We start from the raw sequence: 18467 nt of genomic DNA on the forward strand, positions 1-18467 counted from the left end.
TCTTATTTACCAATGTTAATATGTATATATGTTCTAATCTCCCATTCATTTCCATCGTCGAACCCAACAGGACTTAACACTGGAACTGCTGGAACCGTATTTGGCGGAACTGCCGTAGGCGCGTATCTTGGTGAGTTCTCATTTAAAGAACGCCATATGCCTCTAAGACCAATCTTAGTGCTAGGCAGAATAAACCAATCTGGTTTCCCTATTGAGGTTGAAATGTCAATCATGTTTTGAACAGGAAACGTTAAGTTAAAATCGCGGTGATAATCAAAAGGCCCCCAATCGTTAATCTTAACTTGGTATTCTATTTTCCATTTTTTGTAAATCATTTTGATGTCGCCACCAAAACGTTCTATGGTTCTATCGCTATCACCATTAGCCTGGGCATTACCCCCATAAAAGTTTCCAATAATACCTATATCTGGACTAACTTTGGAAACAACACGAGAACTTATTTCCCATAAATCTTGTGCTGGTGCAGCTTGTGGGAATGCGAAAAACTGTCGATTGGCCAAAAATCCAATATGTGCGTCTTGCGCTGTTGGATGGTGCCTATATACGAAACCTAAATTAAAGGCTATTTTTGCATCCTCCGCACGGTCATTATCCCACTCATAAAACCATGAGCCCGGTGTTGGGTCAAAAGTTAAAAGTAATTCTCCCGCAGTAGTCTCTCTATTCCCTCTTACAGCGAAAGGATCATCAATAAAGTTTCGTAATCTCCCTGGAGCCGTAACATCATTTGGCATGGCGGCTATCAAAGGTTTTTGCCATAAAAAGTTTGGCGCAATTTGCCAGTCGCCCGCTGAGAAAGTAAAACCAGAAAGTATGTTGGTTTGGTTACCGCTTCCCGAATCTTTTAGTTTCCAGCCTGTAAATGTTCTCGTAGCATCTGGTCCTCCATTAGCAACTAAGCCCATGTAAGCTGCTTGCGCATACCAATTAAACTTACCGCCTTTGTAGGTGATTTTTGCTTTTCCACCCCAATTATCATCAGAATTTATTTTGTCTTGATAAACGGTGTAATTTCCTGGTTCTCCTCTCACATCTTGAAATGTGCTTCCATTTAACGGTCTTCCGCCCCAGATACCTCCTAAAGAAATACCTAGTTTACCAAATTCTTTCTCTACAGCCAAGGAAGCTCTTTCCATTGGCCACCCTGGAATTATACCACTGGCAACCTGATTTTGGTTTAAAACACGCTGACCATTTTCATCAAATCTTAGTTCTGTTATAAAGTCTCTATGATATATACCTGTAATGTCCCAATGTTTTAATTTCGTGCTATACTTTAAAAGTGCTGTTGGGTTAGCTCCCCACCATAATTGCGGTCCAAAAGCAGCTTTAAGTCCTTTTAAAGAACCCTTACCGTCTACTTCCATTCCTAGAATTTCACCGTTGTATATGTCTAAATTTGGGCCGTAATTTGCTTCAGGGTATAAACCAAAGAAATCACCCTCATATCCCCAGTGGTAATGACCTGTTCTGTAAAAACCTCTAATATCGGCCACTTTAGTATTCCACTCATATTCTGCGTTATAAACCCTAAGTCTATTGTTATCTGTTATGGTAACTTCTTCACCGTTAGAGTTGACAACTGTAATAGGACGTCCTACGTTTTCATAAAAAATCTCATTTATTGGGTTTTGAGCAACATTACCAATTATATTGAAGTTTACTTCTGCCTTCATCCCTGGCGATGGGCTTCCAGCTACCCCAACGTAATATGATTGCATATGGTCAAACCCTAATTGATTCGGGAATGTTTCTTCATCTGGATTTGCTGTTTCTGGTGTTGTGATTAAAGAACCTCCAGTATTAAAGGTTGTAAACTCTGCTCTTAAATTACTTATTCTAATTTTTCCGCCTGATTGTGCGTCTAATGCTGCTTTGTCGCCACGGGCTTTTAACATGGCTTCTGTTATGTTGATATTATTAAAATAATTGTCAAGGAATTCAGGGGTCATGCCTTCATCGTACGGATTGAGCGCATGTGCGTCCTTAAGTGTGTAATATGACGCACGAGGATACAAATCATAAAGCCCTCTCTCGCTTGTTGGTCCTTTGGCACAAATACCAAACCACTCCTCGTTCATGTTATTTGAACCGTTTTTGGTGTCATGATAATACCCTCCGTTGCTCCATGAAGCTCCTGTTTCGTGAGAATCGGCATTCTCTCTATCATCAAAACCTAATTTCCACCAGCCATCACTAAATTGAAATGTAAAACCTCCAATAGAATTTCCTACTTTACCTAAACCAGCAGCGTTTTCATATATTTCTTTCCAGTTTGATAAATTATAGTGTGCTTGCCAGTATTGGTCTTCCTTATTTTCAAGAGCGTTATAAGCATCTGCACCAAACTCTGTGAACATAAGCGGTATACCAAGCTTGTCTTTAACCACTTGAAAGAAATCTCCAAATGATTCTCCTCTATAAGTATTAGCTCCATATACATCAATGTCTTTACATTCTTCTGCTATGATATCAATGAACAACACATCTCCGTTACAAATTGCAACCGGGTGATTTGGATCCATTGCTTTCATTTTGAGAGCAACCTCGTTCATGAGCTTGTACATAGGGCGTCCACGAAGTTCTCCAACCGCATTAATTTTTTCTTCACCATCAGGAAAATCTTCTGTTTCTGCTCCTTGCCAAAATAGTCCGTAGTTATTTTCATTCCCCATCATGTACATTAAAATACCAGGGGTGTCTTTATAGTCTTCGACTAATTTCATCATTGCAGATACCAGATGTTCTTGAGTTTTTTCATCCGAATAGATTGTAACGGGTGTCCAGACACCATCTAATGTTAGTCCATACCTACCAAATGAATGATTTAACAGAGTATAAACTCCATATTTTTCATAGACATAGGTTACCCATTTAGCTGGCACACCTACATATTGTCTTATAACATTAACATTCATGTTTTTCAAAAGACCCATTTCGGTATCTAATCCTGCTTTGATGATATCATCCGATTGTTCATAAAAATTGGCATTTGTAACATCGGTACCTATGGGAACATAATCCCAGTTTACACCATTAAGCATAAAGTCTTTGCCGTCGACCACCAGTTTCTGGCCTTCTTCACTACTGACAATCTCTACTTTATTTGCCTGAGCAAATATTGAGACCGTAAATAAAAAGAATAATAATCTTAGAAAGTTGTTTTTCATAGTTTTACTTGTTTTGAGTAGTTTGTTCTTAGTTGTTCTCAATTTTTGAGGTTGAGTGCTTTTAATAAATTTCCAGTAGATTTGGGATTAATAAAAATAGGACAACATATTGCGAACTTGGCAAAAAATACCCCAACAAAAAACATACACAACAAAAAAACACTGTAAAGATTAACAAAACCTTAGTAAGGCAAAGGTTTTGTTGGGGTGTTAGCATTATTAAACTGAGGTAATAAATTTGTCAACCATTTAATTTGTATGGGCAATGTATAGGTAACCACCAGTAGTGTTGTGCCTTACTAATTGTGTTTATTTAAACAAATAGCCGAAAACAGTAGGTTTTTAAAAATGAGGCTCAAATATGTAGTGGGGTAAAAAATAATTAATTTTGATGCTCACACTTAATATATTAAATAAAACTAGTTTACCGAATGTCCAAAACCTGAGCGCTTTATTAGTGGCTATGGATAAAACACTAAGAGGCTATGTCTTCAAAATATTATTGATACACCCTTACATAATCTATTTCCATTGCACTTTGGTTAAAAGCAGGATCAATACTAAACCAATCTCCCCCTAAAGCTATATTCAATAAAATAAACTGATTCTTAGAGAATGGCCAATTTACCGATGTCTTAGTTGCTGGATTATAAGTATATAAAAGCTGATCGTCCAAATAAATTTTTATAAAATCAGAGGTCCATTCTGCTGCATACAAATGGAAAACTGAATCGTAATCAGCTACAACTTTCTCGCCTATTTTAGCATCTTGACAATTACTCACCCCTGAACACGCCATAGTATGTATGGCACTAGAAACTATAGTTGGATTGTGTCCCCAGTGTTCCATAATGTCAATTTCTCCACAAGCAGGCCAACCAACTTCATTTATATTAGAGCCTAAGGTCCAAATGGCCGGCCAAGTACCAGCACCTTTTGGCAATTTAGCTTTTACTTCAATTTTACCATAAGTAAAATTAAATTTAGAATTCAATCTTGCAGATGTGTAGTTTTTAGTTGATCCCGCAAACGTATAGTTTTCTTTTTTTGCAACTATTTTTAATGTGCCATTAGACACATAAGCATTATCCAATCTATCAGTATAATGTTGTTTTTCACCATTCCACCAACTTCCATTATTTGGAGGCACTGTTTCAAATAGCCACTTAGAGGAATCGACCCCTCCATCTTGGTCAAACTCATCTGAAAAAATCAACGTATCTGATGTATCTGATTGAAACACCTTAACCGATTGTGTCATGTTTATTGACTCTCCCGTACTTGAATATGCAATAACCAAAACAGCATAAGTATTAGTGCCTTTTTTAGTAAAAGTATGCTCTATAGTTCCATCAGTACTTTCAACTAAAGAACCTCCGTCAAACTTGAATGCATAGCGTACCGCATTATTTGCAGTTGCAACACATGAAATGCTTCCAGAACCATTGCCATTAGGGTTATTAGTGTCAGCCCCCTGAATAATTATAGATAAGCTCAAGTTGGATGGTGACCCAGAAATATCGTCACTTCCCCCGCAAGAATGTACAAAAAAAGGAGACACCATTAATCCTATTATTAAAACAAGAAAGGAGGTAAATTTTTTAACAGAAGTTTTTAATTTTAAGTTCATCTTGATGTATGATATAATTAAGGTTCGATAAAAGATTATTATAATAGAAAAACCCCTTTCTTTTGATTCTATATCGAAAGGGGTCTTAAGTTCTAATTTAACTCTATTAATGGAAATAAATATTATCTAAATAAATAGTTCCATTACCATCGAACTTCATTTGAAAAACATCCGTTAAATCAACAACACTTATGAACTCCGATAAAGGAATATCAACACTTACCCATTGCCCTGTAGTTACTTCAAAAGCATGTGGGGTTTCTGCAGGTCCAGGACTAATTAAGAATGCATTAAATCCTGTAGAATCTGCTGTCCAATAATCTACATGTAGCATAGTCATTCCAGAAACATCTATAGCATCAAATTGAGTGCCTTGATAATTTAAATTCTCGTATTTTAAGGTATTATTTCCTTCAATAGTTTCTTCAGTCACAACTGTAGCTTGTCCCCAGTTTGGATTATAATCTATTCCAGATACAGTTGTATACGCATCGCTAAATAAAGAAATCACATCAGAGTCTGGAAGTGTAGGTGTTGGTGCAGCTACTGTTGGCTCTGTTGGTGGTTGTCCGTTGTGGAAATAAATATTATCTAAATAAATGGTTCCATTACCATCGAACTTCATTTGAAAAACATCCGTTAAATCAACAACACTTATGAACTCCGATAAAGGAATATCAACACTTACCCATTGCTCTGTAGTTACTTCAAAAGCATGTGGGGTTTCTGCAGGTCCAGGACTAATTAAGAATGCATTAAATCCTGTAGAATCTGCCGTCCAATAATCAATATGTAGCATAGTCATTCCAGAAACATCTATAGCATCAAATTGAGTGCCTTGATAATTTAAATTCTCATATTTTAAGGTATTATTTCCTTCAATAGTTTCTTCAGTCACAACTGTAGCTTGTCCCCAGTTTGGATTATAATCTATTCCAGATACAGTTGTATACGCATCGCTAAATAAAGAAATCACATCAGAGTCTGGAAGTGTAGGTGTTGGTGCAGCTGTAGTTGGACCAGTAGGCTGACCATTGTGGAAATAAATATTATCTAAATAAATAGTTCCATTACCATCGAACTTCATTTGTATAACGTCCGTAAGTTCTACAACACTTGAAAATGTTGACAAGGGAATGTCTACACTTACCCATTCTCCAGTAGTTACCGCAAAAGCATGTTCTGTCTCTGAAGGACCAGGGCTAATAAGGAAACCATTAAATCCTGTAGAATCTGCTGTCCAATAATCTACATGTAGAAAAGACATTCCAGACACATCTGTTGAACTTCCCAATACGGTTCCCTGATAATTTAAATTCTCATATTTTAAAGTGTTATTCCCGGCAATATCTTCTTGTGTTACAACTGTTGCTTGTCCCCAATCTGGATTAAAATCTGTTCCTGCAACATCGGTATAGGCATCACTGAATATAGAGATAACATCTGATTCTGGTAATACGGGTGCTGGCGCTGCCATAGTTGGTGCATCTGTATTTCCACCGCCGCCACCAGACCCATCTCCCTCTAAAAGCACAATATCATCAAAATAATGCGTTGTATCTGCATCCTTATCTCCTAAAAAGTTAAAGAATAAAACAGCTCTATCAAATTTAGCATCATCCCCCGGAGAGAATACAAATGAAAGTTCTTCCCATTCATTGGCCACAGTAGTAAGTTCTGATTTTTCATTTTTTATATCACCGTCTTCTTTATCTTCTAATTTTAGCGTAATATTCTGCCCAACTTCAGGAGAATATACTTTTATTTTTATGGTTCTATTAACAGAAAAATCAACTTTCTCTGCTAAATCAAAGAAGAACCCAGCCCATGGCTCTGTTCCTGCTATGTATTTCACTTCCACAACCTTTCCAGATGTGTTAATTCCTCCTGAAACAGGGTTTTCAACAACAGTAATGACGACATCGCCATCTTTTTCTCCAAATATCTCAAACTCCGGATTTGATGTTTCAAAATCGACAGGCACCTCGCTAAAAACAGGAGCTTCTATTGTATTTTCGCCAGGCTCTGGTGGCGGTGGCTCAACATAAGCAGAAACAGGTGGAATATCATCCTCCTGAACACAAGAAGAGAATAGCGCAGTAAAAAGTAGTGATGTTAACATCAAGAAAGACATGATGTTAAATCGCGACAAAAAGCGTGTGGTTATATTTTTCATTTTTTTAATTTTTTTAATTTATATTTTGAGCAATTAGTTATATCCATCATTTTGAGGATAGTCTGGTCCCAATAGTTCTATTTGACCTTGCGGTATAGGCCAATTTTGCATGTACTCACGCAATATATCTTTTGGATTTCCTTCTGGATAAGACTCATTCATATTATCGTTATTCATATGGTCTAATAGAAATTCAAATAATTTGCCTGTTCTTTTTAGCGTAAACCAGCGCTGTCCTTCAAAAGCCAATTCTCTAGCTCTTTCGTCTAAAATAGTTTGTAAATCTAAAGTGGTTTTAGAAGCCGCGTTTGCGCGGTTTCTCACCTCATTAAGATACTCTAGGCCTTTATCGGGCTCTCCTAGCATCAAGTGGGCTTCTGCGCCAATTAAGTATGTTTCGGCCAATCTATAAACCATGATGTTTTTATAATGAGCTCGATCAGTTGGCTCCGCATTTTCATCAAGAAACTTAATTACTCCTGGGTTTTGCCTTCTGTAGTACAACATAAATTGGTTTTGATCTGTTGGGTGGTTTACATACAAATCCAGTGGGTCACCAATATTCTTGCCTGCGGGCAATGACGCTTCATCATTATACAAATACTCAAATATATAATAAGTGCCATCTTTTCTGTCGTCATTAGGGTCCTCATTTAAAAGATTAATTACATAATCGTTTAAAGACAGAAACCCAACTCCAGCCCCACCGTTTTCAACGGAATGAACAACCCCGTCTGCAGCATGAGATTCTGAAACAATATTCCAATTTAAAATATGCTCTCCACCACCACCGATGGTTTCTCTCTCAAAATTTGAAGTAAACAAAGTCTCAGAATGGTTTAAATCGCCCGCGAACACTTCTTTTGATGTAGGCACCAAGCTATGATTACCACTCTCGATTATAGCATCTGTTTGAGCCGCTGCTTCCGCCCAGTCTTCTTCCCACATAGCCACCTTTGCTCGTATATGCCTTGCAGTACCTTGTGTAAACCTACCGAACTCAGGTGTTGTGTAATCTAAATTTGCGATCGCAAAATCTAAATCACTTTTTAAAAGGTCAAATATATCCTCTTTAGGTGTTTTGTCTTGAGGTTTATCAAACGCGTTATCCGGGTTTGTTGGGGTGGTACTCACAAATATATTGTTAAAAAGACGATATAAAGTGAAAAAAGAGTTGGCCCTCATACATTTAGCTTCTGACAAAATTTGATTTTTTCTATTTTCATCAATGCCATCAAGATTTTCCGCTGATTGTATAATAGCATTACTTCTATCTACTATTTTGTAGTAATGAACCCAGTACTTATTAATACCAGATGCGGTTCCAAAATCGCCTAAGCTAAATCCCCATAATAATCTACTGTATAGGGATGCTTCTCCAGTAATACCAACAGCTAAATCGCTTTTAGCCTGAAGTATCAAGGGATATGCGCCGTTTAAACTTCTGTCTTCATACAACTGGCGATTCAATGTGTATAAGCCAACCACGGCCGACTCCAAGCCTTCTGGTGTGGTATATAGGAAATCTACAGAGGTGTCAGAAAGCAATTCGTCCTTTAAAAATTCATCGCTACAAGAAATTGTGAAAAGTAGCGCGATAAAGAGAGCCCAAACGCATCTCTTAGAGTAAAATATATTATATATTGTTTTCATATTTGATTTTATTTTTAATTAAAAACCTAGCTTAACACCAACCGTTAATGCTCTTGTTTCAGGAAATGCACTACTACCGTTTTCAATTGGGTTCTGCTCTGGGCTATAAGATTGGTAGTCCGTAAAGGTTAACAGGTTGGTCCCTGTCATATAAACTTTGGCGCTATTAAGCCCAATTCCAGACAAAGCTTTTTCTGGTAAATTATACCCTAAAGTCAAGGTTCTTAACCTTACGTATGATGCGTCTCTGACAGCAAAAGAAAAAAGGTGCACATGTGTATCTGGTTTAGGTCTTGGGTATTGTGTTGAAGGTTGTTCTGGAGTATAATATTTGGTACGAACGCCGTTAATTGCTCCTTTCCATAGTTCGCCATTGGCTAAAACTGGATTTACTTTTGTAGCACCTTCAACAATATACACATCCGCAAACAACTCAAACCCTTTATAATTTAAAGTGGTGTTAATAGACCCGTACCAATCTGGATCCGCTTCTGTAAAAACATTATCCCTATCATCAATCTGACCATCTTCATTTTGATCTATAACCCTCACATCTCCTGGGCTCGCTAAAGGGGTTCCAGAACCGGCAATATCATCTCCTTCTTGAAAGATGCCATCATACTTTGGTAACCATATGTTATTTATTGATTGACCTATAGACAAACGACGTCCGTCACTCAATGGAATATCAATAAGGTTTCCGTCATTGTCTGTTTCGCCTGTTAAAGAAATTACCCTGTTGTTGTTACTTGAAACTGTTAAGCCAACAGACCATCGTAAATCATTCTTTCTAATAATATTCGTGTTAAGGCTTGCTTCGAATCCTTTATTCTCTATTTCGCCAACATTAAAACGAGTAACCGAAAAACCAGTAACTCCTGCAATAGATCGATCCAATAATAAATCTTTAGTGTTTGATTTGTAATACTCTACAGTTCCTTCAAATAAATTATTAAATAGCTTAAAATCTAAACCTGTATTAAATGTTGTGGTGGTCTCCCATTTTAAATTTGGGTTAGGCAGCCTTGAGGAGGCTACAAATCCAGCTACCGTCTCACCTCCAAATATGTACGGAGTGTCATCAGCTCTTCCTAGAGATTCTAAAGAATTTATACCTTGATTACCTGTTGCCCCATAACTTAATCTTAATTTTAGCTCATTAATATTATCAACATTTTCTAAAAAAGATTCTTTGTGCATTTTCCAGGCAAAAGAAGCTGCAGGGAAATACCCCCATTTATTATTTTCAGCAAAAACCGAAGCCCCATCCGCTCTAGCGGTAAATTCAAATAAATATTTATCCAAATAACCATAACGTAGTCTTCCTAAAAAAGAAACTAATCTTCTCTGTGAAACGTTTCTGGTATCAGATAATAATTTTGTTGCGATACCATTAAAACTTAGAGCGTCATTTGCAAAACCGGCCTTTTGGACTTGTGTAAATTCATTTCTTTGTTCATCAAGAGCATGAACAGCTGTAAAATCTAGGCTATGCTTGTCATTTATTTCTGGTTTATAGTTTATAATATTTTCTATTAAAGATTGTTTATATAATATCCCGCCTATAAAAGCTCGGCCATCAACACCTTCGTCACCGGCTGAGTGAGACAATGAGCGGTATACGCCCCAGTTTGTGTTTCTATTTCTTAAAAAAGTTTTTAATGTATATGAAAGACTCTGGGAAAAATTATACGTTAAACTAAGGTTTAAATCCGTAAGGTTTATTTTAGCTTCATCAATTGATTCTTGTTGGTCCCATAAAGGGTTAACACTTGTGTTTGTGGGCCCTAAGTAGAATTTAAGAAGCTCTCCGTTTTCATCGAAAGGTCTCGCTAACGGTGTAATAGTGGTAAAGTTAAGCCCTCCTGTTTCTCTGTTTTGAGTAGTGTTTTGATAATTTATAATAGCTTTTAAGCTTAACTTATCATTAATCTGTTGGTCTAAGTTTAACTTGAAGGCCCCTCTGTTGAATCCTGAATTTGGTATAATACCATCCTGAGCAAAGTAATTAATACTTGAAAAAACTTTTGTTTTTTCGCTACCAGCCGTAACACTAAGTGCGTGGCTTTGTATGGTTGCATCGCTTAATACTAGATCTTCCCAATCCACAAACTCCTTATTGTCGATGGCTTCTAATTCAAATGGTGTGAAAATATTTTCATCTCTGAGATACTCTCCTGTAAATCTATTTCTATTAGCTTCTCTTTTCAAATCTATATATTGTTGACCCGTGTACTGATTAAAGTTTTTAGTTAAACTTTGTACGGTTGTGTATCCATGATAGTTTACCAATATCTTGCCCGCCTTACCTCTTTTTGTTGTTACTAAGATAACACCATTAGACGCTCTAGACCCATAAATTGCTGTCGAAGAAGCGTCTTTTAAAACCTCTATGTTTGCAATATCATCTGGAGCTATATCATTTAAACTATCAAATGGCAACCCGTCTACAATAATAAGTGGTCCATTACCATTTGGAGCAACTGAAACACTACCTCTAATTATAATATTAGAGTTTCCTCCAGGTCTAGCATCGGCTAGATTAACCTGAACTCCTGCAGCCCTACCCCTAAGCATTTCTGACACATTAGTTGTGGGTGTTGCTGTTGCTTCTTCTAAATCAACACTTACCACTGATCCTACCACGTTACTCTTTTTCTGTGTTCCATAACCAACCACAATTACTTCGTCTAATTGCGCGAGGTCTTCGTCTAGTTGAATGGTTAATGTTGATCCGTCCTTGACAACTACTTCTTTTGAAATGTAACCGATGTAACTAAAAACAAGGGTAGAGCCAACATCTGTCCCTAAAATTGTAAAATTGCCATCAAAGTCGGTTACCGCTCCCTTTGATGTGTTCTTGACGAGCACATTAACTCCTGGAATAGGAAACCCTGTATTGTCTTGCACATTACCACTTACGTCCACACTTTGGGCGTTAGTAAATGAAAACAATAAAATTGTTAAAATTGTTAAGAGAATTTGTCTCATATTTAGTTAGTTTTTGTTTGAGCATAAAAATAACGACGAGAATTAAAGAATCCATGGTTTTTACCTCAACAAAAAACATACAAAATAAAGAAAAGAAAAGAAAATTACCAGAATCCTAATAAAACTATTAAAATATTAGTTATTTCATAATATTGTGCAGTGGTTTAGATGTTTTTTAATGAATTATGTATTGATTTCGTTTTATTAAAAAAAACCTTGAGAGAAATTTATTGAATATGTTGTGGTCTTGTATAGGTAAATATTGTTCAAGTAGTCTTATATATAACTATTATTATATTTCTAGAATATAATCAGATAGGTTAGATTCATGTGTCAATCCTATTTTTTTGCGCAACCTATATCGCTTAACCTCAACACTTCTAGGGGATATGTTGAGCAATGGCGCAATTTCTTTTGATGATAAATTCAATCTTAAATAAGCACAGAGCCTTAAGTCGTTTGAAGTTAAGTTCTGGTGTAACTCCTTTATTTTTTTAAGAAAATCCTTATCTGCATTATTAAAAGCCACCTGGAATACATTCCAGTCATCATTGTTGTTAAGGTTTCTATCAATTATTTTTACAATTTGTTTTAGACCTCTTGTTCCATCCGAATCCATTAACTCTTTCTTAATAGAGCCCAAAAATTCATTCTTCTTAATTAGGTTCATGGTTGAAATCCCTAGTTCCCTGTTTTTGTTTTCAATGTCTTCTCTAAGCTTATCATTTCTGAAACGCATAAGTTGTTGTTTGTTTTCAAGCTCCTTCAACTCTAACTCTCTACTAGCCTTTTGCATTAGCCTTTTTCTCTGATTTCTATAATACGTTGTGTAAATCTTATGCGTAAAAAAAGAGATCAAAATAACGCCCAGTATATATAGGCCAATAGCCACATTTGAAAGAAACCATGGTCTTTTTATACTGAATGAATAACGCTCTGTGTTTGAAGTCATTTCGTTACCTACACGACCGTTTACAACAAACGTATACTTTCCATATGGCAAATTCTCAAATAGAACGCTGCCTGTTGTTGTCCAATCACTCCAAGAATCATATATTCCCACTAGCTTGTAACGATATTCGGGTTTTTTGGTTTTTAAAAACTCCGAAATACTGTATGTAATCTTTAAGTTGTTTTCATTGGTACTAAACTCAGATGGTCTTGTTAAATCCACCAAGCTTTTTACGTTATTGCCTTTTAATTCACTTATCGTTATTTGATTAATATTAATTATAGGTTCGTGGCTAATAGTGCTACTTAAATCTAAAATAACATAGCCCGTGGAAGACCCAAGTATGAATTTTTCACCCTCAAGATGTGTTACATTTTCGTAACCTATTACATCTTTTCTAACGTCGACAGGAAAAGGAATATTTTTAATCTTTTTTTCTCCTATTAAGTTTGACTCTGTCAAAAAACTTATTCCTTTAGAAGAAAAACCCCACAATTTATCTGTTTTATTGTCCCATACTAATTTTCCAGAAGTAAAATTTTCTATATCAAGAAGCATGCTTAGAATGCTGTCTTTTTCAAATCGTCTTGAAACTAAATCAAACTTAAAAATTCCCTTTCTATTAGTATAAAGCAAATCCTTGTCCGTCTTGGTTAGACTTGAATACAAGCCTTTTTCCATTAGTGTGTCTTGACTAAAAGATTCAACCTTAGTTAATTCTTTATCCACCTTTAATCTAAACAATCCTTTATATTCGTGATTCACATAAATTTCTTCATTGGTTGTAAATTCAAAAAATCGGCTTGAAGTGTTAAACCCTTCTAACTTATTTCTTAATTGCCATTTTCCGTTTACTTTATGTAACACATAGAAGCCATTATAATTTCCTTGAATTAATAAATTCTCGTTGTCGTTAACTGTTTTGATCTGCCATGTGCCTTGAATATCAATAATTTGTTCTACACTTTTATTATTAACCACAAAAGTACCTCTGTTGTGGCCACAGAACAACACGCCATTAATCACCCCTAGAAACCAAACCTGTCCTTGAGTGTTTTCAATAAAACCAAACTCATTTTCACTATATAAATCTCTATAAAACAAGCCTTGATTTGTTCCTAAATATAAAATACCATTATTGATTACCGAGGTATACACGCTACCAATATCTCCATTAGTGTCATAGTAAATTTTATATGGTGATTTAATATTTATGCAATTAATTCCATTGTCTAAGCCAAGCCAAATATTATTATCTAAGTCCTCGTGCAAAAACAACACGGTATTATTACTTAAACCATCCGACTGGCTTATTTTATAGTTAATTGTGCCATCATTTTTAAGGTGTATTATCCCATCAGAAATAGTTCCCAGCATAAAGCTTCTGTCCTGTAGTTTTATTGCGCTAAATACACTCACTTCTGCTAAATCGGAATTGGCCGAAATATCCCAACGTATTAATTTATTATCATTAAGATTATAAAAACCATTATCTTGAGTTAATATTAGAACACCATCGTTGTGACTGAAAACATTAACTATAACATTGTTTCTTATTACCTCATCTTCTGACACCAAAATATCAGCTCCATTTTCAATTTGATATAAACCACTATTTAAGCTTTGGAAATAAAAACTTTCGCCAGCTTTAAATAATCTTGAAATTTTAGTTCTAGAATTTACTACACTATAAGCTTTTGTTTTTTTGTTATAAATATGAATTCTGTCTAACGATTGAAAAAGAATCCAATTTTCATAATTTAGGATATTCCAAAACTCTTCATCTTCTAGTGGTTTAATTCCTAATTCATCTGAAAGAGAGGTATAATTTAATACCCCATAATCATCCTTTTCCCAATACCCAAATTCATTATAACTTCCTGTATAGATTAAATCATCTATAACTTTTACCGTACGAATAATAGTTTGATTCGGCGAATCATATAGCGTCCAATTTGCGCCATTAAATTCTAAAAGCCCTTTATTATTAGCTACATAAACATATCGGTAGCTTGATTGAGAAATGGACCAGTTTTGAGATTCTCCTTGATAATCACTGGGTAGATAAACATTTATTGGAGGTCTTTCTTGAGTGTACAGTATGAATGAAAAACACACAAATAACCATGACAGATGTCGGTGTATAGGTCTCAAAATATTTTTGTTTATTAGTTGTTGCGGTACTAATGTACTAAAAATATAAACTTAAACAGCTATTGTATTATTAAAGTATGGGTTTAAAAATACTTTTTGTAACAAAAAAACCACTACATGTAGTGGTTTTTCTGACTTTATAATTTATTTCTTTTACTCCTCCATACGCTTTATTCTACCCCCTAGAACTCTGTTTTCATTAACAGTCTCTGGGTTACCATAAATAAACACATCGCCACCTGCTCTAATTTTAACATCTACCAATTTTGACGCATTAACATAGGCCTCTCCAGCTGCGTTAATAGACACCTTTGTCTTGTTAGTCTCAAGTTCGGCTCCTTTATAAACACCTCCTGTTAATAATGATATTTTTTGACTTTCTGATTTTCCAGTGGTTTTTATAACACCCCCGGTTACAGATTTTATATTTGCATAGGTAACCTTTAAATCTAAATTAATATATCCACCTTCCTGTGCTTTCAAATCTATTTCAAACTGTTTTATTTTGTCTTTAGAGTGTACCTTAGCGCCTTCATTTACATCGATAACATCAACTTCTGTGTAGTGTAATACAACCTTTGTCTTGTTTCCATCAAAAATTTCTTCGAGATTCATTTTTATTTTCAGCTTACCATTTTTGTTATTAACTAGAACATCACTAGCGTTTTCACCTGTAATTAAAACTTTATTTTCTTTAGATTTAACTAGTTCTACTTCAATTAAATCATAAACCTTAAGCTCGTTAAACTCTCCAATAGATTTTTTAATTGGATTTTGCGCTGTTAATACTATTGATATTAAAAATGTGAGGGATACTAATAATCGTTTCATTTGTTTTGGATTGTTTTTATAATTAAAACGTAAAATTATCAATAATTATTCCGTATTGGATTTTCTTTATGAAAATATTATAATTATTAAACTACTTTAACAGCTGTTCCGGTAATTGAAACGAAAAAATAAGAATTTGAAGTCATTTCAATATCTAAATTAATACCGACAACAGCATTAGCGTTTAGCTTAGCAGCATTCGACTTTAAATCCTGAAAAGCTTCTTCTTTTGCCTCATTTATAAAATCTTTATACAAAGATTTATTCTTTTCTGTTTTAAAAGAAAAAGAGGTTTTTATATTAGTGGACACCCCAGTAATAATACCTAAGTAATCTTCAATTGGGTGCCCTTCAATAGAGTTTGTTGTTGTTAATATCATGATTTATTATTTAGTTATTTGTATGAAAAACAAATCCAATTTTACACTGTTTAAATTAATTCTCAGGTTTTCCAATTAAATTAAAATCTAGGTGTTTTTTAACTAAATCGGTGTTTTTTACTTTTACTATAACTTCATCTCCTAATTGATAGACTAACCCATTACTTCTCCCTACCATAGCATATAAATCTTGATCAAAGGCATAATGATCATCCTTCATGTCTCGAACGCTTACCATACCTTCGCATTTATTTTTAATAATTTCTACATAAATACCCCAATCAGTCACACCTGTAATAACACCTACAAATTCTTCATCTTTATGGTCTTCCATAAAACGAATTTGCATGTATTTAATAGAGTCGCGTTCTGCACGTGTTGCTAATCCTTCCATGTTACTGGAATGGTTACACTTATCTTCATAAAGGTCTTCATTAACAGATTTACCACCATCTAAATAATGTTGTAATAGACGATGTGCCATCACATCTGGATAACGACGAATAGGTGACGTGAAGTGGCTATAATAATTAAAAGCTAATCCGTAATGACCGATATTACGTGTCGTATACTCTGCTTTACTCATGCTTCGTATTGTAAGTGTATCTACTAGATTTTGTTCTTTTTTGCCGTTTACTTCTTGTAATAAATTATTTAAAGAAGCTGTAGTACTCTTTCGGTCTTTAAAATCTAGTTTATACCCGAAACGACTTACTACATTTTGCAACGAGGCTAATTTACTTTCATCTGGTTCGTCATGCACACGATACACAAAGGTTTTCTTTGGGTCTTGTTTTCCAATAAATTCTGATACTTTTCTGTTTGCTAAAAGCATAAATTCTTCAATTAACTTATTAGCATCTTTACTGGTTTTAAAGAATACACCCGCTGGATTATTATTTTCATCTAAATTGAATTTTACTTCAACTTTATCAAAAGAAATAGCACCATCTCGCATGCGTTGATTACGCATAATTTTAGCTAATTCGTCCATTTTCAGAATGGCGTCTGCTAATTTTTGATCGGTTTCATATGTTTTTCCTGTTAGAGATACTTCTTTAGGAATGGTGTTGGTTTTAAATTCTATAACAGCTTGTGCTTCTTCGTAAGCATAGCGTGCATCACTATACGTTACTGTACGACCAAACCATTCATTTTTAATTTCTGCTTTATCATTTATTTGAAACACAGCAGAAAAGGTGTATTTCTCTTCGTGCGGACGTAATGAACAGGCGTTGTTTGATAATACTTCTGGAAGCATAGGAACAACTCTATCAACTAAATAAACCGATGTTGCGCGCTCGTAAGCTTCATCATCCAGAATAGTACCTTCTTGTAAATAATGAGATACATCTGCAATATGAATTCCTATTTCATATAAACCATTATCTAATACTTCAAAAGACAAGGCGTCATCAAAATCTTTAGCATCTTTTGGATCTATAGTAAAGGTTAAATCTTTACGCATATCTCTACGTTTAGTAATTTCTGCTTCTGTAATAGACGTATTTATTTGATTTGCAAAATATTCAACTTCGTGAGGAAATTCATAAGGTAAACCATATTCTGCTAAAATTGAATGTATTTCTGTATTGTGTTCTCCTGGTTTCCCAAGTACTTGAATCACTTTTCCGTTAGGAGAATCGGATTTTTCTGGCCATTCTTCAATTGATACTAATACTTTATCTCCATCTTTTGCTTTATTTATTTTATTAATAGGCACAAAAATATCAGTATACATTTTGTTACTATCTGGTATTACAAAAGCAAAATTCTTTTTCTCATGAATTTGAATAACACCTACATATTCTGATTTTGCACGTTTAATAATATTAGTGATTTCACCTTCAGTTTTACCACGTTTTCTGCGTTTGTAAGCATAAAATTCAACTTCATCGCCATGTAACGCTTTATTAATATTATTAGATGCTATAAATACATCATCATCAAAATCATTAGCTATAATATATCCTGATCCTTTTGTCGACATATCTAAAATACCTGTATGATATTCTGTATTTATAACAGCTTTAAATTTACCGCGTTCAACTTGTATAATTTCTTCTTTAGCAGCAAGTTTAGCTAAAGTTTTTATAATTTGATTCCTGCTACTAGCATCATTAACATCAAATTTAGCAGCAATTTGTTTATAATTAAAGGTTTGGTTTCTTTCTTTTTTTAATATACTTAAGATTGTATTTGTTAGGTTGGAAATTCCTTTATTTCTGGATTTTCCTTTTCTCTTTTTACTCATGTAATTTTATGTAATCATTATATTTCCATAATAACACGATAGTTATCGTGAGGAAATTTTGTTATTTAATAGCAATATAATATTAAGGTGAAGAATTTGCTATTTGTTTCTGCAAAACTACAACTTTAATATTTAATACCGCATCTACCATGTTAAATTGAAGTTATCCACATTATATATTATATAATTATTTTTCTTTTAAAATTTAAAAAACAAATGATGGTTATTATAGTGTGTTAATAACGGTATAACTTT

The 18467-nt window shown here is 34.5% G+C and carries 9 protein-coding genes; all 9 read right to left on the reverse strand.

Annotated features, from left to right (window positions below; translation table 11 throughout):
- Positions 1 to 2: 2 nt before the first annotated feature.
- The 9 genes from AC2D6V_RS04035 to rnr all read right to left on the reverse strand — a co-directional run bounded on the left by AC2D6V_RS04035 (position 3) and on the right by rnr (position 18212).
- Complete coding sequence (locus AC2D6V_RS04035) at positions 3 to 3191, reverse strand: glycoside hydrolase 5 family protein (protein WP_484646767.1); 3189 nt, start codon at positions 3189 to 3191, stop codon at positions 3 to 5.
- Between the two features lie 499 nt (positions 3192 to 3690).
- Positions 3691 to 4821 carry a glycoside hydrolase family 16 protein gene (locus tag AC2D6V_RS04040; RefSeq protein WP_484646768.1) on the reverse strand — a complete coding sequence of 377 codons (1131 nt, stop codon included), beginning with the start codon at positions 4819 to 4821 and terminating at the stop codon, positions 3691 to 3693.
- A gap of 106 nt (positions 4822 to 4927) precedes the next feature.
- Positions 4928 to 6997: a carbohydrate binding domain-containing protein gene (locus tag AC2D6V_RS04045; RefSeq protein WP_484646769.1), complete on the reverse strand. Its 2070-nt coding sequence runs from the start codon at positions 6995 to 6997 to the stop codon at positions 4928 to 4930.
- Between the two features lie 33 nt (positions 6998 to 7030).
- The gene (locus AC2D6V_RS04050) at positions 7031 to 8650 is read right to left on the reverse strand and encodes a RagB/SusD family nutrient uptake outer membrane protein (RefSeq protein WP_484646770.1); all 1620 of its coding nucleotides are present in this window, start codon (positions 8648 to 8650) and stop codon (positions 7031 to 7033) included.
- 18 nt (positions 8651 to 8668) lie between these two features.
- Positions 8669 to 11641 carry a SusC/RagA family TonB-linked outer membrane protein gene (locus tag AC2D6V_RS04055; protein ID WP_484646771.1) on the reverse strand — a complete coding sequence of 991 codons (2973 nt, stop codon included), beginning with the start codon at positions 11639 to 11641 and terminating at the stop codon, positions 8669 to 8671.
- Positions 11642 to 11933: 292 nt separating this feature from the next.
- Positions 11934 to 14747 carry a helix-turn-helix and ligand-binding sensor domain-containing protein gene (locus AC2D6V_RS04060; protein ID WP_484646772.1) on the reverse strand — a complete coding sequence of 938 codons (2814 nt, stop codon included), beginning with the start codon at positions 14745 to 14747 and terminating at the stop codon, positions 11934 to 11936.
- Between the two features lie 153 nt (positions 14748 to 14900).
- Positions 14901 to 15578, reverse strand: a complete 678-nt coding sequence (locus AC2D6V_RS04065) for a head GIN domain-containing protein (RefSeq protein WP_484646773.1) — start codon at positions 15576 to 15578, stop codon at positions 14901 to 14903.
- Positions 15579 to 15664: 86 nt separating this feature from the next.
- Positions 15665 to 15958 carry a heavy metal-binding domain-containing protein gene (locus AC2D6V_RS04070; RefSeq protein WP_484646774.1) on the reverse strand — a complete coding sequence of 98 codons (294 nt, stop codon included), beginning with the start codon at positions 15956 to 15958 and terminating at the stop codon, positions 15665 to 15667.
- A 55-nt stretch (positions 15959 to 16013) separates the two neighbouring features.
- A complete protein-coding gene (rnr, locus tag AC2D6V_RS04075) occupies positions 16014 to 18212 on the reverse strand; it encodes a ribonuclease R (protein WP_484646775.1) in 2199 nt (732 codons plus the stop codon).
- Positions 18213 to 18467: the final 255 nt, after the last annotated feature.

It is taken from the genome of Algibacter sp. YIN40, from assembly GCF_057219435.1.